We start from the raw sequence: 14,210 nt of genomic DNA, 5'->3' as shown, positions 1-14,210 counted from the left end.
GGCGGCCCTGGCCCAGCTGGTCCAGCAGGACCTGCTGCAGCCGCCCCTGTCGGGTGCCGATCAGCGCGCGGCGCTGGCCGCCAACATCACCGACGGGGCGGTGGCGGGCGTGCCCGTGGACCACCTGTCCGACCAGGCCGCCCGCGACCGCGCCTATCAGGCGCTGGAGGCGGCAGGCGCCGTCCCCCCCGCCGCGACCGAGACCGAGATCCAGGCCGCCCTGGACGCCAGCCGCTTCTTCGAGGTCTATGCCGAACCCGACCCCGCGGTGACGGACGCGGCCAAGGCCGCCCAGATCCGCGCCCAGGTGCGCCTTGGCGCGATGACCGGGATCGACCTGGGGCTGGACGCGCTGTCGCTGGCCTCGATCTATTTCCTGGCGGCGATCGGGCTGGCCGTCACCTTCGGCGTCATGCGGGTCATCAACATGGCCCATGGCGAATTCATCATGATGGGCGCCTATACCGCCTACACGGTCCAGACCGTCATCGCGGACCGCACGCTGTCGCTGGTGGTGGCGCTGCCCCTGGCCTTCGTGGTGACCGCGCTGGCGGGGGTGGTTCTGTACCGTCTGGTGATCCGGCACCTGGCCAACCGCCCGCTGGAGACGCTGCTGGCGACCTTCGGCGTGTCCATCGCGTTGCAGCAGCTGGCCAAGAACATCTTCGGCACCCAGGCCCGCCCGCTGACCGCCCCCGCCTGGCTGGAGGGGTCGATCACCGTGAACGACGTCATCGGCATCAGCGCGATCCGGGTTGCGATCTTCGTGCTGGCACTGCTGTTCCTGGGGCTGTTCCTGTTCATCATGAAGCGCACACGCTTGGGCCTTGAGGTCCGCGCCGTCACCCAGAACCCCGGCATGGCGGCATCCATGGGCATCAACCCCGACCGAATCGCCATGATGACCTTCGGTCTGGGGTCCGGCATCGCGGGGATCGCAGGCGTGGCGATCGGTCTGTTCGCGCAGGTGACGTCGGAAATCGGCCAGCAATACATCGTCCAAAGCTTCATGACCGTGGTCGTGGGCGGCGTGGGCAACATCTGGGGCACGCTGGCGGGGGCCACCCTGATCGGCGGACTGTCCAAGGTGATCGAGTTCATGAACCCCGCCAATACGCTGGCCGCCCAGACCTTCATGATCCTGTTCATCATCATCTTCATCCAGTTCCGGCCGCGCGGGATCATCCCGCAGCGCGGTCGCGCGGCCGAGGCGTAAGACATGACCCGAACCCCCTTCATCCTGAGGAATCCGTCGGTCCTGGCGATGCTGGCCGTGCTGGCGGTGCTGACACTGGCCGTCACGCTGACCAGCCAGGCCTATGGCACCGGCGCGCTGCCGACATCAACGGTCAAGATCCTGGGCATGACGCTGTGCCTGGCGCTGGCGGCGGTCGCGATGGACCTGGTCTGGGGATACCTGGGCATCCTGTCCCTGGGCCAGATGGCGTTCTTCGCGCTTGGCGGCTACATGATCGGACAATGGCTGATGTATGCGCGCATTGAAGCCATCGTCGCGCCGCAGCTGGCGCAATCGCCCATCCCCCCCACCCCGCAGGAGGTCCGCGACGCGGTCACCAACCAGATCTTCGGCGTGGTCGGGTCGTCCGACCTGCCGCTGGTCTGGTCCTTCGCGCATTCGCTGTGGCTGCAGCTGCTGCTGGTCGTGGCGGTGCCGGGGCTTCTGGCGCTGATCTTCGGCTGGCTGGCCTTCCGCAGCCGCGTCAACGGCGTCTATCTGTCGATCCTGACGCAGGCGATGACCCTGGCGCTGGCGCTGTGGCTGTTTCAGAACGACAGCGGGTTCCGGGGCAACAACGGGTTGTCGGGCCTGCAGAACCTGCCGGGGCTGGACCATGTGGGCCAGGCGACCCTGTCGGTGTGGTTCCTGTGGGCATCGGCCGCGGCGCTGGCGCTGTTCTATGCCCTGGCCGCCTGGCTGGTCAGCGGCAAGTTCGGCAGCGTCACCCGCGCCATCCGCGACGACGAGACGCGTGTGCGGTTCCTGGGCTATCCGGTCGAGGGGTTCAAGCTGGTCGTCTTCACCCTGGCCGCGATGATCACCGCCATCGCCGGGGCGCTGTACTATCCCCAGGCCGGGATCATCAACCCGGCCGAAATGATGCCCATCGCCTCGATCTACCTGGCGGTCTGGGTGGCGATCGGCGGGCGCGGGCGGCTCTACGGCGCGGTCATCGGTTCGGTGGTCGTGTCGCTTCTGTCCAGCTGGTTCACCGGCGGGCGGACGCCGTCGATCCACCTGCCGGGATACGTGGTGAACTGGGTCGACTGGTGGCAGGTGCTGCTGGGCCTGTCCTTCGTGCTGGTCACGCTGTTCGCGCCCAAGGGCATCGCCGGGGTGTTCGACCTGTTCAGCCGCAAGGGAGACCGGGCATGAGCGCGCTTCTGGAGGTCAGCGGGATCAGCAAGTCCTTCGACGGGTTCAAGGCGATCAACAACCTGTCTTTTTCCATCAACGCGGCCGAACTGCGCGCGGTGATCGGGCCGAACGGCGCAGGCAAGACGACGTTCATGGACATCGTGACCGGCAAGACGCGCCCCGACACGGGCGAGGTGCTGTGGGGGGCCACGTCGAAATCGCTGCTGAAGCTGTCCGAGGCGCAGATCGCCCGCGAGGGGATCGGTCGCAAGTTCCAGCGACCCACCGTGTTCGAGGACCAGTCGGTCGCCGACAACCTGGTGATGGCGCTGAAGGCCGACCGCAGCCCGTTCGCGGTGCTGGGCTGGCGGCCCACGGCCGCGTCGCGGGACCGCGTGAGCGAGCTAGCCACCGAGGTCGGGCTGGCCGACCAGCTGTCCCGCCCGGCCGGAGAGCTGAGCCACGGCCAGAAGCAGTGGCTGGAGATCGGGATGCTGCTGGCATCCGACCCGCGGCTGCTGCTGGTCGACGAACCCGCGGCCGGCATGACCCTGGCGGAACGCGAACAGACGACGACGCTGCTGTGCCGGCTGGCGGAAACGCGTGCCGTGGTGGTGGTCGAACACGACATGGATTTCGTGCGCCGCCTGAACTGCAAGGTGACCGTGCTGCACCAGGGGTCCGTGCTGGCCGAAGGCAGCCTGGACCACGTGACCCGCAATCCCGACGTCATCGACGTCTATCTGGGGCGATGAGATGATCGAGGCCAAGAACCTGACCCTGCATTACGGCGGTAGCCAGATCCTGCACGGGATCGACCTGGTGGCGCGCCCCGGAGAGGTCACCTGCGTGATGGGCAACAACGGCGTGGGCAAGACCAGCCTGATGAACCTGCTGGCCGGCAGGCATCCCCGGTCAGGCGGGGACATCACCTGGGACGGCAAGCCCCTGGGCCGGCTGTCGGCGCAGCGGATGGCGCGGATGGGCGTGGGCTATGTCCCGCAGGGCCGCGCGATCTTTCCGATGCTGACGGTGCGCGAGAACCTGGAGACCGGGTTCGCCTGTCTGCCCCGCGGCGACAGGCGCATCCCGGACGCGATCTTCGACAGCTTTCCGGTGCTGGCCGACATGGCGCATCGGAGGGGCGGCGATCTGTCGGGCGGCCAGCAGCAGCAGCTGGCCATCGCCCGCGCGCTGATCACCCGGCCCCGCGTGCTGCTGCTGGACGAGCCGACCGAGGGGATCCAGCCCAACATCATCGCCCAGATCGGGCAGGTGATCGCCGGGCTGCGCGACCGGGGCGACATGGCGATCGTGCTGGTCGAGCAGTTCTTTGACTTTGCCTGGGATCTGGGCGACCGGTTCCTGGTCATGGAACGCGGGCGCGCGGTGCTGCAGGGGCCGAAATCCGATCTGGCGCGGTCGGACCTGCACGCCCGCCTGGCGGGACATGCCAGCGCCTGAAGGACGTCGTCGCGGACGGTGGCAGGGGGGCTGCCAGCCCCCCTGACCCCCCGGAAGGCCGGCACCCGGACATGACCGTCCTGCCCTAGCGCTTGCGTTCCCACTTGCCCGATTCTTCGGACCAGTATTCCGCCTCGACGCCCGCGGCGGTCAGCTCGCGCCATTGCGCGCGGGCGCGTTCCAGCGCCTGCGCGTCGCCCCCGTCGAACAGGATGCAGGTCCGCTGCACGGCCTGCGCGCGATCGGGCGCAACCGGAGCACCGTCCAGCGCCATCAGGCAGGACGGGTCGTTGGCGGCAGGCTGATCGGGCAGGGTCAGCAGGATCGGCTGTCGCGCGTCATGGGGGCCGCCGGACAGGCCGTGCGGCAGGAAGCCGTCGCCCTGCCACAGCTGCTGGTCCAGCCGGTCCAGGCGATCCGGGTCGGGGGCCGACAGTTCGACCCGCCAACCCGCGGACAGAGCCTTGGTCAGCAGGACCGGCAGCAGCGCCTCGGCCGGGGACCGGGTCAGGTGATAGAACAGCGCCTTGCCCATGTCAGCGCAGCACCCCGGCGATGGCGGCGCGACCGCCGGCAAGGGGCAGCGTGGCCCCGGACGCCGACGATCGCGGGCGTCCGGGGCGTGCGCAGGCGGTGCACGGGGCGTGCACCGCAGACGTCGCGGGGCTCACACGTCCTCGAAGCCGTCGCGCACCAGGCGATCCAGCGTCATCACGCCCCAGCCCGACGCGCCCTTGGGCGCCAGGTCGGTGCCGCCCGGCGGCAGGGCCACGCCCGCGATGTCGATATGCGCCCAGGGCTGGCCTTCCTTGACGAAACGCTGCAGGAACTGCGCCGCGGTGATGGAACCCGCCGCGCGCCCGCCCGAGTTCTTCATGTCCGCCAGGCGGCAGTTGATCAGCCCGTCATAGGCCGCGCCGAGGGGCAGGCGCCATGCGCCCTCTCCCTCCGCCTTGGCGGCCGACAGGAGCTGGCCCGCCAGCATGTCGTCGTTCGAGAAGACGCCCGCATTGTCATGGCCAAGCGCGATGATGACCGCGCCGGTCAGGGTCGCCAGGTCGATCATGGCGCGGGGGCGATAGGTTTCCTGCGCGTACCAGAGGACGTCGGCCAGGACCAGGCGGCCCTCGGCGTCGGTGTTCACGACCTCGATCGTGTCGCCCTTCATCGACTTCAGGATGTCGCCGGGACGATAGGCGCGCCCGTCGGGCATGTTCTCGACCAGGCCGACCAGGCCCACGACATTGGCCTTGGCGCGGCGCAGCGCCAGGGCGCGCATGGTGCCCGCGACGACGCCCGCGCCGCCCATGTCCATGGTCATCTCCTCCATGCCGGCGCCCGGCTTGATCGAGATGCCGCCGGTGTCGAAGACGACGCCCTTGCCGACCAGCGCCAGCGGCGCCTCGTCGCCGCCGCCGTTCCAGCGCATCACCACGACCTTGGAGGGCGATTCGCTGCCCTGGCCCACGGCCAGCAGGGCGCGCATGCCCAGCTTGGCCAGCTGATCCTCGTCCAAAACCTCGACCTCCAGGCCGATCTCCTGCATGGCCAGCAGGCGGTCGGCGAAGTCGGTGGTGGTCAGGACGTTGGCGGGTTCGTTGACCAGGTCGCGGGTGAAGAACACGCCCTCGGCCACCGCGGCGGCGTCCTGGGCGGATTTCGCCAATGCCTCGGGGTCCTTGACCATCACGGTGACGCGGGCCTTGTCGCCGATGGGCGCATCGGCGCTGTCGGGGGCCTCGGTCGCCTGCGCGTCGCCCAGGACGGCGTCGTCCTGTCCGGCCTGCTGTTCGGGGATCAGCCCCTCGGCCTGGGCCGGGGCGGCGTCCGGCGTCGCGGGCTTGGTCTTGTAAACCGAGAAATCATAGCCGCGCAGCGCCAGCCCGAAGGCGATCTGTCCGGCCTGCTTGTGGCTGCCCGCCAGAACCAGCGTGTGCCCGGTGCCCAGCTTGGCGCCCAGGGCGGCCCCGGCGCGGCGTGCCTCGGCCTGGGTGGCGGAATTGGGAAGCATCACCAGGATCAGCGCGTCGGCGGCCATGCCCGCGGGAAAGGCCAGCTCCAGCGCCTGACCGGGCTTGAGCGCGCGGCCCGCCTTGGAGGCCAACGCGCGTGTCGCGGCGTCGCGGATCACGCGGGGCAGCTTGCCCGGCAGCTTGGACGCGTCGGTCATGATCAGGGCCACGCGGCCCTTGTGATCGGCCAGCTTGTCCAGCGCGACCTCGGTGAAGTTGATTTCGACAGGTTGGGTCATTGCAAAACGGTCCTCACGTCTGGTTGCGCCGACCCTAGACCCCCGCCCGGCCCTTTTCCAGAGCCGCCCTTGCCGCTAAGCAGGACGGAACGTCACGCCAAGGACCATCCATGCCGCGCATCGACCGATACATCCTGGGACAGCTGCTGACGCTGTTCGGGTTCTTTGCCCTGGTGCTGGTGTCCGTCTACTGGATCAACCGGGCGGTCAGCCTGTTCGACGATCTGCTGAACGACGGCCAGACCGCCCTGGTGGTGCTGGAGTTCACGGCGCTGACGCTGCCGCTGGTCATCTCGGTCGTGCTGCCGGTGGCGGCATTCGCGGCGACCGCCTATGGCACCAACCGCCTGGCCGGCGAATCCGAACTGGTGGCGATGCAGTCAGCGGGCCTGGGGCCGTGGCGGCTGGCGCGGCCAGTGCTGATCTTCGGCGTCTTCGTCGGCGTGATGGTGGCAGTGCTGGTTCACGGGCTGGTGCCCATGGCCCGCGCCCGCCTGGCCGACCGCAGCGCCGAGATTGCCGAAAACGTGACCGCGCAGTTCCTGCGCCCCGGCAGCTTCCAGTACCCGGCGCGCGGGGTCACGCTGTTCATCCGCGACGTGGCGGGCGACGGTCGCCTGCTGGACCTGTTCATCGAGGATTCGCGCGATCCCGCCGACCAGGTCACCTATACCGCGCAGGAGGCGCTGGTCGTCCGGAACGATACCGGCCCGGTCCTGATCCTGCTGGAGGGCATGGCGCAGAACCTGCGCCCCGGCCCCGACGGCCCGGTCCTGTCGGTGACCCGTTTCGACGAGTTCAGCTATGACGTGGGGGCGATGTTCGCGGGCGGCGGCAGCCGGGGCCGCGACCTGCGCGATTTCGGCACGCTGGCGCTGCTGCAGGCCGACCCGGCCGTCCTGGAGGCTACCGGCGCGACCGCCGCCGACGCCCAGCGCGAGGCGCATGAGCGGCTGGCCCAGCCGCTGCTGTCGCCGATTGCGGCCATGCTGGGCTTTGCCACGCTGCTGATCGGCGGGTTCTCGCGGTTCGGGGTGTGGCGGCAGGTGGGCTGGGCCACCCTGTCGCTGATCGCGGTGCAGTTCCTGACCAACGCGGCCGCGAACCAAGTTGGCCGCGATGCCGCGCTGTGGCCGCTCCTGTATCTGCCCGCCGTCCTGGGCGCGGGGCTGTGCCTGGCCTTCCTGTGGCTGGCCGCCCGACCGCGCGGACCACGCGAGGTCGCCCGATGATCCTGGCTCTTTACGTCGCGCGCCGCTTCCTGCGCGCCTTCATGATGATCGCGGGGGTGTTCCTGCTGATCCTGTTCCTGATCGACATGATCGAGATCATCCGCCGCTTTTCGGGCCGCGACATCGGCCTGGGCGGGGCGGCGCGGCTGGCCGGGCTGAACATCGCCGGCAGCTTCTATTCCATCCTGCCGCTGATGACGGTGCTGGCCGGGATCACGCTGTTCCTGGGCCTGGCCCGCAGTTCGGAAATGGTGGCGATCCGCGCATCGGGCAGGTCGGCACTGCGCGTGGTGCGGGCCCCGGTGGCCACCGCGATCGTGCTGGGGGCGCTGACCGTTGGCCTACTGAACCCGCTGGTCGCCGCCACTGGCTCGCTTTACGACGACGCCGTGGCCGAGATCGACCGCGCCGGCAGCCAGACCGTCAGCCTGGGCGACAGCGCCGTATGGCTGCGCCAGGCCGTCCAGCAGGGCGGGGAGGAGGCCGGCCAGATCGTGATCCGCGCCAGCCGCGCCAGCCCCGATGCCGTGACCCTGTATGACGCCAGCTTCCTGGTCTTCGGCGCCGAGGCCGGTCCGATCCGCCGCATCGAGGCCCGAGAGGCGCGGCTGACCCCCGGGGCCTGGGACCTGCGCGATGTCAGCGACTTTCCCCTGGATCAGCCCAATCCGCAGGCGGCCGTCACCCGCAGCGCCGCGATGACCCTGGCGTCGGACCTGACCGCCCAGCGCATCCGCGAAGGGTTCGGTCGTCCCGAATCAGTGCCGGTCTGGCAGCTGCCGCAGTTCATCGCCGGGCTGGAACGCGCAGGCTTTTCCGCCGCCCGGCACAAGGTCTGGTTCCAGACCGAACTGGCACGCCCGTTCCTGATGGCCGCGATGGTGCTGATCGCCGCGGCCTTTACCATGCAGCATGTGCGGGGCCGCAACACCGGCGGTGCCGTGCTGATGGCGTTCGGCGCGGGGATCGCGCTGTTCTTTCTGCGCAACCTGGCGCAGGTTCTGGGGGATAACGGGCAGATCCCGCCCGCGATGGCGGCCTGGACGCCGCCCCTGGTCGGCGCGATGCTGGCCCTGGGGCTGATCCTGAGACGGGAGGACGGATGAGCGCGCGCATGGTAAGCCGGGGCCTGCTGCGGGCTGGGGTGGCGCTGATCGCGCTGTCCGGTCCGCTGGCCGCCCAGTCGATGTTCGATGCCGATGACGGCATGGGCGTGCAGCCGCTGACGGGCATGCCGGGCAGCATGTCCGCCGACAGCGGAGTGACGGCCCTGGCGCCCGAATCGGTTGCCCTGGGCAGCGCGCCCGTGGCCGACCGCACCCCCTCGCCCCAGAACCCGATGGTGGTGGGACCCGATGCCGACGTGACCCTGCCCGGCGGCGGGCCGCGCGATCCGCAGTCCGGGGCCGCCACGCTGCTGGCCGACCGGATCGACGTCGCGGGCGACCAGACCCTGACCGCGTCCGGCGGCGTCGTGGTCTGGCACCAGGGCGCCCGGCTGGTTGCCGACCGGATCGTCGTCGACGGCGACAGCGGCGATCTGACCATCGAGGGGCCGATCCACCTGTCCCGCCCCGGCGCCGCCGACCCCGAGACCGACGCCATCCTGATCGCCGACAGCGCCCAGCTGGACAGCGAACTGCAGGACGGCATCGTCCTGGGCGCGCGGCTGGTGCTGGCCCGCGAACTGCAGCTGGCCTCGACCCGGCTGGAGCGGCGCGAGGACGGACGGATCAGCCAGCTGGACAATGTCGTGGCCTCCAGCTGCCAGATCTGCGCGACCGATCCGACGCCCCTATGGGAGATCCGCGCCCGCAGCATCATCCACGACGCCGACACGCGGCTGATCACCTTCGACCGCCCGCAGCTGCGCGCCTTCGGCGTGCCCCTGGCCTATGTGCCCTTCCGTGTGACCGCGCCCGACCCGTCGGTGGAACGCCGCTCGGGCTTTCTGCGCCCCGAGATCCGTACGACCTCGGGCCTGGGGTTCGGGGTCAAGCTGCCGTATTTCCAGACACTGGGCGACAGCACCGACCTGACCGTCACCCCCTATGTCAGCGAAAGCCGCACCCGCACGCTGGAGCTGCGCTATCGCCAGGCCTTCACAACCGGGGCCACGGAATGGAACGGCGCGATCAGCCGCGACGACCTGCGCCCGGGCGAGACGCGCGGCTATCTGTTCGGCGCGGCCCAGTTCCTGCTGCCGCGCGACTATCGCCTGGCGCTGCAGGTCCAGCATGCCAGCGACCGCGCCTATCTGCTGGATTACGGCGTCACCGATGCCGACCGCCTGTGGAGCGGCGTCAGCGTCGAACGCGTGCGCCGCGACAAGCTGTTCTGGGGCCGCGTCGGCAACTATGAGACTCTGCGTGAGGACGAGGACAACGCGACCTCTCCGGCGCAGGTGGCCGACGCCATCTGGATGCGCCGCCTGACGCCACGCCTGATCGGCGGCGAGGCGCTGCTGGAATGGTCGGCCCATGCCCATCGCCGCCCGTCGGACAGCGACCTGGTCGGTCGCGACGTGGCGCGCGCATCCGTGGGCCTGGACTGGCGGCGCAACCAGATCCTGCCCGGCGGCATCGTCGCGGCCGCCCTGGCCGGGCTGGACGCGGATCTGTACCGCATCGCGCAGGACGACCAGTTCGACGACGTCGTGACCCGCGTCGATCCGCAGGTCGGGGTCGAACTGCGCTGGCCCCTGGCCGGCGGCACGGGCGGCGCCACCCATATCGTCGAGCCGGTGGTCCAGGTCCTCTATTCGCCGCGCGGCCGCGACCAGGACATCCCGAACGAGGACAGCCGCCTGATCGAGTTCGACGAAGGCAACCTGTTCTCGGACAACCGCTTTCCGGGCTGGGACGTGCGCGAGACCGGGCTGCGCGCCAACATCGGCGCCACCTGGACGCGGATCGATCCGACAGGCTGGTCGATCGGGGTGACCGGCGGGCGCGTGCTGCGCGCGCGCGATGCCGACAACTTTGCCGCCGACAGCCCCCTGGGCGGGCGCAGCTCGGATTGGCTGCTGGCCGCGAACTTCGACAATGGCGGCGGGCTGGCCGTGGCCAACCGCGCGCTGTTCGACGATTCGGCGCGCATCTCGCGCAATGAATTGCGGGTGGGCTGGCTGCGCCCGGACCTGAACCTGTCGGCCGGCTACATCTGGATCGACCGCGGCGAGGACGAGGGCCGCGTCGTCAACGCCAGCGAACTGGCCGCCAATGTCGGATGGCAGATCGCGGACGGCTGGTGGGGCGAGGCCGAGACGCGGTATGATTTCGCCGCCGACCGGGCACAGCGCGCGGCCTTGCGCGTGGCCTATCGCAACGAATGCATCACGCTGGAAAGCGGCCTGTCGCGGCGCTTCAGCAGCAGCGACCTGCTGCGCGCGGAAACCAGCTTCGACCTGTCGGTCCGCCTTGGCGGGTTCGGCGCACAAGAAGACGGCCCCGGCACGGTGGCGCGCCGCAACTGCATGCGCTAACCTGCGGGCCAAGGACCAGATGAGGGCAGACATGCGGCAATTTCTTTCGGGTATCGCCCTGGCGGCGATGATCGCCACGGGCGCCGTGACGCCGGCGGCGGCGCAGAACCTGTTCGCGCCCGTCGTCTATGTGAACGACAGCGCCGTCACCCGCTATGAGGTCGATCAGCGGATGCGGTTCATGCAGGTGATCGGCGCCCCCGACGCCAGTGCCGCCGCCGCCGAACGGGCGCTGGTCGACGACCGCCTGCGCATCCAGGCCGCCCGCCAGATCGGCGTCGAGATCACCCCCGAGGGGCTGCAGGCCGGTCTGGAGGAATTCGCAGGCCGCGCGGGTCTGGACGCGGCGGGCTTCATCGCCCAGCTGGAACGCGCCGGCATCGAGGAAGGCGTGTTCCGCGATTTCGTCGAGGCGGGCACCGTCTGGCGCGACGTCGTGCGCGCCCGCCTGCTGCCCCGCGTCAACGTCACCGACGCCGAGGTCGACCAGGAGCTGGAGCGCGTGATCGAGACCCCGATCATCGACCGCGTCCTGCTGTCGGAGCTGATCATCCCCGCCCCGCCGGGACAGGAGGCGCAGGCCCTGCAGCTGGCCGAACGCATCGCCGCCTCGCGCCCGACCGAGGCCCAGTTCGCCGAAGCCGCGCGGCAGTATTCGGCCACCCCCTCGGCCGAGGCGGGCGGGCGGCTGGAACTGCTGGCGCTGGACAACCTGCCGCCCAGCCTGCGTCCGATCATCGCCGGCCTGCAGCCCGGCCAGACCACGCCGCCCCTGCCGGTCGAAGGCGCGGTGGTCCTGTTCTTCCTGCGCGACGCCCAAGGCACGCTGCGCCCGGGCGCGCGCGAACAGGTGCTGGACTACATGACCCTGCGGCTGGCCTCGGTCACCGATGCGGCCAGCCTGGCCGCGCGGGCCACCAGCTGCGACGACCTTTACGTCCAGGCAGGCCCCGAGGCCGCCGCCCAGATCCAGCGCCAGACCGTGTCCCAGGGCGCGATCCCGCAGATGATCGGCGCGCGCCTGGCCTCATTGGACGCCAACGAGGCCGGGGTGGTCCCGTCGGGCGCGGGGGCCGATCTGGTGATGCTGTGCTCGCGCCAGCCCGCGCTGGCCGCCCAGGCCCAGGTGGCCACCACCGCCCTGCCCGATGACGGGGTCGAGGCCGCGATCCCCCAGCCCGAAGTCCAGGGCATCCCCTCGCGCGAGGCCGTCCGCGACCGACTGTTCAACGCCAAGATCAACACCGCCGCCGAAGGGCTGCTGGCCGATCTGCGGGCCGACGCGATCATCCGGCGGCCCTGATGGCGCGCATCCTGCTGACCTGCGGCGAACCCGCGGGAATCGGCCCCGAACTGGCGCCGCTGGCGCTGGCCGCGGGCGTGGACCTGATCTGGATGGGCGATCCGCGCCACCTGCCTCCGACCGCCGCCTGGACCCCGGTCGCGGACCCCGACGATGCCGTTCCGCCCGGCCACCTGCCGGTGCTGCGCCATGACTTCGCAGGCCCCGCCACGCCCGGCCGCCCCGACCCTGCCCATGCGGCCGATGTCATCGCGGTCATCGCCCGCGCGGTCGATCTGGCGATGGCGGGCCGCGTGGCCGCGATCTGCACCGCCCCCATCAGCAAAGAGGCCCTGATCCGCGGCGCGGGCTTCGCCTTCCCGGGCCATACCGAATTCCTGGCGCATCTGGCGGGCGACGTGCCGGTGGCGATGATGCTGGCCTCGACCACGGTGACGCCACCCTGCCGGGTGGTGCCCGCGACGATCCACATCCCCCTGGCCGACGTGCCCACGGCCCTGACCGAACAAGCATTGGAACAGGCGATCCGCCTGACCCATGCCGCGATGATCCGCGATTTCGGCCTGCTTACCCCGCGCATCGCGGTTGCGGGGCTGAACCCCCATGCGGGCGAAGGCGGCATGATGGGCACCCAGGACCGCGACATGATCGCCCCCCTGATCGCCCGTCTGCGCGATCAGGGCCTGCACGTCACCGGCCCCCATCCGGCGGACACCCTGTTCCACGCCCCTGCGCGGGCGCGCTATGACGCGGCCGTCGCCTGCTATCACGACCAGGGCCTGATCCCCATCAAGACGCTGGATTTCGACGGCGGCGTGAACGTGACGCTCGGCCTGCCCTTCATCCGCACCTCGCCCGATCACGGCACCGCCTTTGACATCGCGGGCAAGGGGCTGGCCGATCCTTCCTCGACCATCGCCGCGCTGCGTCTGGCGCGCTCCATGGCGGACAGCCGGGCATGAGGTTTCTCCTTTGTCCAAATACCCATTGGCGCGCCCCCGCCCCCAGGACCTCGCGATGATCGACAACCTGCCCCCCCTGCGCGAGGTGATCGCGACCCATGACCTGCGCGCGAAAAAGCAGCTGGGCCAGAACTTCCTCCTGGACCTGAACCTGACGCACAAGATCGCGCGGCAGGCGGGCGACCTGACCGGATGCGACGTCCTCGAGGTCGGTCCCGGCCCCGGCGGTCTGACCCGCGGCCTGCTGGCCTGCGGCGCGCGCCACGTGCTGGCCATCGAAAAGGACCCCCGCGCCCTGCCCGCGCTGGAACAGATCGCCGACGCCTATCCCGGCCGCCTGACGGTCATCACCGGCGATGCGCTGCAGATCGACCCGCTGGCACACCTGACGCCGCCGATCCGCGTGGCCGCGAACCTGCCCTACAACGTGGGAACCGAGCTGCTGATCCGTTGGCTGACGCCCCGGGACTGGCCACCCTTCTGGCAATCGCTGACGCTGATGTTCCAGCGCGAGGTGGCCGAACGCATCGTGGCCCGTCCCGGCTCCAAGGCCTATGGTCGGCTGGCGCTGCTGGCGCAATGGCGGGCGGACGCGCAGATCGTGATGTCCCTGCCGCCCGAGGCCTTCGTGCCCGCGCCCAAGGTCCATTCCGCGGTCGTCCACCTGACCGCCCTGCCACAGCCGCGCTTCCCCGCCGATGCGGCGATCCTGTCACAGATAACAGGGGCCGGCTTCAACCAGCGCCGCAAGATGCTGCGCGCCAGCCTGAAAGGCCTGCACCCCCAGATCGAGGCGCTGCTGGACAGCGTCGGCATCCCCCCCACCGCCCGCGCCGAGGAAATCGAGCTGGAACGCTTCTGCGCCCTGGCTCGCGCGCTTCAGGCGGCCCGGCAGGGCTGATCCCGCGCCATCGGCCCCGCAACGACGGCGGACGCCCAAAATGACGCCCTTCATGGGATCTTTACGACAAAGGGCGCGCCGATCTGGCGCGCCCTTTCCCATCTTTCCGATGATCGGCCCGGATCAGTCCTGATCGCCCTCGGGGCGGACAGGGGCCGGACGCTCGGCCTCGGCCACGGGCTTGCGGCGGCTGCGGGTCGGCGCGGGCGTCCCGTCCTCGGCCACCGCACGCGGCG

12 protein-coding genes are annotated in these 14,210 nt (G+C 70.5%); 10 read left to right on the top strand and 2 right to left on the bottom strand.

The window, feature by feature from the left end; translation table 11 throughout:
• From urtB to urtE, 4 genes are all read left to right on the top strand, one after another.
• On the top strand, positions 1-1,216 hold a 1,216-nt coding region (gene urtB / locus FHD68_RS13375), incomplete at its 5' end, for an urea ABC transporter permease subunit UrtB (RefSeq protein WP_139085974.1).
• A 3-nt stretch (positions 1,217-1,219) separates the two neighbouring features.
• Positions 1,220-2,395, top strand: coding sequence for an urea ABC transporter permease subunit UrtC (urtC, locus tag FHD68_RS13370; protein WP_127897879.1), 1,176 nt, complete (start codon positions 1,220-1,222; stop codon positions 2,393-2,395).
• Positions 2,392-3,132, top strand: coding sequence for an urea ABC transporter ATP-binding protein UrtD (gene urtD, locus FHD68_RS13365; protein ID WP_127897878.1), 741 nt, complete (start codon positions 2,392-2,394; stop codon positions 3,130-3,132). The genes urtC and urtD overlap by 4 nt, the downstream gene beginning before the upstream one ends.
• 1 nt (position 3,133) lies before the next feature.
• Entirely contained in the window at positions 3,134-3,841 is a 708-nt protein-coding gene (urtE, locus tag FHD68_RS13360) for an urea ABC transporter ATP-binding subunit UrtE (protein WP_127897877.1), read from the top strand.
• An 85-nt stretch (positions 3,842-3,926) separates the two neighbouring features.
• On the opposite strand, the gene FHD68_RS13355 is transcribed toward urtE, so the two are convergent.
• The gene (locus FHD68_RS13355; RefSeq protein ID WP_045983585.1) at positions 3,927-4,376 is read right to left on the bottom strand and encodes a DNA polymerase III subunit chi; all 450 of its coding nucleotides are present in this window, start codon (positions 4,374-4,376) and stop codon (positions 3,927-3,929) included.
• Positions 4,377-4,508: 132 nt separating this feature from the next.
• On the bottom strand, positions 4,509-6,092 hold the full coding sequence (locus FHD68_RS13350; RefSeq protein ID WP_127897876.1) for a leucyl aminopeptidase: 1,584 nt from the start codon (positions 6,090-6,092) through the stop codon (positions 4,509-4,511).
• A gap of 110 nt (positions 6,093-6,202) precedes the next feature.
• Between FHD68_RS13350 and lptF the strand changes: the two genes are divergently transcribed.
• From lptF to rsmA, 6 genes are read left to right on the top strand one after another with little or no spacing between them, the layout of a single operon-like run.
• Complete coding sequence (lptF, locus tag FHD68_RS13345; protein WP_127897875.1) at positions 6,203-7,324, top strand: LPS export ABC transporter permease LptF; 1,122 nt, start codon at positions 6,203-6,205, stop codon at positions 7,322-7,324.
• A complete protein-coding gene (lptG, locus tag FHD68_RS13340; protein WP_045983588.1) occupies positions 7,321-8,430 on the top strand; it encodes an LPS export ABC transporter permease LptG in 1,110 nt (369 codons plus the stop codon). Before lptF ends, lptG begins: the two co-directional genes overlap by 4 nt.
• The gene (locus tag FHD68_RS13335; RefSeq protein WP_240542497.1) at positions 8,427-10,808 is read left to right on the top strand and encodes an LPS-assembly protein LptD; all 2,382 of its coding nucleotides are present in this window, start codon (positions 8,427-8,429) and stop codon (positions 10,806-10,808) included. Before lptG ends, FHD68_RS13335 begins: the two co-directional genes overlap by 4 nt.
• 31 nt (positions 10,809-10,839) lie before the next feature.
• Positions 10,840-12,111 (top strand): peptidylprolyl isomerase, encoded by a 1,272-nt coding sequence (locus FHD68_RS13330; RefSeq protein ID WP_127897874.1) that lies wholly within the window; start codon positions 10,840-10,842, stop codon positions 12,109-12,111.
• Positions 12,108-13,073 carry a 4-hydroxythreonine-4-phosphate dehydrogenase PdxA gene (gene pdxA / locus FHD68_RS13325; protein ID WP_164871468.1) on the top strand — a complete coding sequence of 322 codons (966 nt, stop codon included), beginning with the start codon at positions 12,108-12,110 and terminating at the stop codon, positions 13,071-13,073. Before FHD68_RS13330 ends, pdxA begins: the two co-directional genes overlap by 4 nt.
• A gap of 55 nt (positions 13,074-13,128) precedes the next feature.
• Positions 13,129-13,974, top strand: a complete 846-nt coding sequence (gene rsmA, locus FHD68_RS13320; RefSeq protein WP_045983591.1) for a 16S rRNA (adenine(1518)-N(6)/adenine(1519)-N(6))-dimethyltransferase RsmA — start codon at positions 13,129-13,131, stop codon at positions 13,972-13,974.
• Positions 13,975-14,210 lie beyond the last annotated feature (236 nt).

It is taken from the genome of Paracoccus marcusii (genome assembly GCF_006151785.1).
Classification (GTDB): domain Bacteria; phylum Pseudomonadota; class Alphaproteobacteria; order Rhodobacterales; family Rhodobacteraceae; genus Paracoccus; species Paracoccus marcusii.
The sequence above is the reverse complement of the archived record's forward strand: the minus strand, read 5'-3'. Positions and strand labels throughout refer to the sequence as shown.

Excerpts from the sequence above, each read along its gene's own strand:
- urtC (WP_127897879.1), top strand. The coding sequence starts at position 1,220 with ATGACCCGAACCCCCTTCATCCTGAGGAATCCGTCGGTCCTGGCGATG.
- FHD68_RS13335 (WP_240542497.1), top strand. The coding sequence starts at position 8,427 with ATGAGCGCGCGCATGGTAAGCCGGGGCCTGCTGCGGGCTGGGGTGGCG.
- urtE (WP_127897877.1), top strand. The coding sequence starts at position 3,134 with ATGATCGAGGCCAAGAACCTGACCCTGCATTACGGCGGTAGCCAGATC.
- urtD (WP_127897878.1), top strand. The coding sequence starts at position 2,392 with ATGAGCGCGCTTCTGGAGGTCAGCGGGATCAGCAAGTCCTTCGACGGG.
- FHD68_RS13355 (WP_045983585.1), bottom strand. The coding sequence starts at position 4,376 with ATGGGCAAGGCGCTGTTCTATCACCTGACCCGGTCCCCGGCCGAGGCG.
- lptF (WP_127897875.1), top strand. The coding sequence starts at position 6,203 with ATGCCGCGCATCGACCGATACATCCTGGGACAGCTGCTGACGCTGTTC.
- FHD68_RS13330 (WP_127897874.1), top strand. The coding sequence starts at position 10,840 with ATGCGGCAATTTCTTTCGGGTATCGCCCTGGCGGCGATGATCGCCACG.
- FHD68_RS13350 (WP_127897876.1), bottom strand. The coding sequence starts at position 6,092 with ATGACCCAACCTGTCGAAATCAACTTCACCGAGGTCGCGCTGGACAAG.
- rsmA (WP_045983591.1), top strand. The coding sequence starts at position 13,129 with ATGATCGACAACCTGCCCCCCCTGCGCGAGGTGATCGCGACCCATGAC.
- lptG (WP_045983588.1), top strand. The coding sequence starts at position 7,321 with ATGATCCTGGCTCTTTACGTCGCGCGCCGCTTCCTGCGCGCCTTCATG.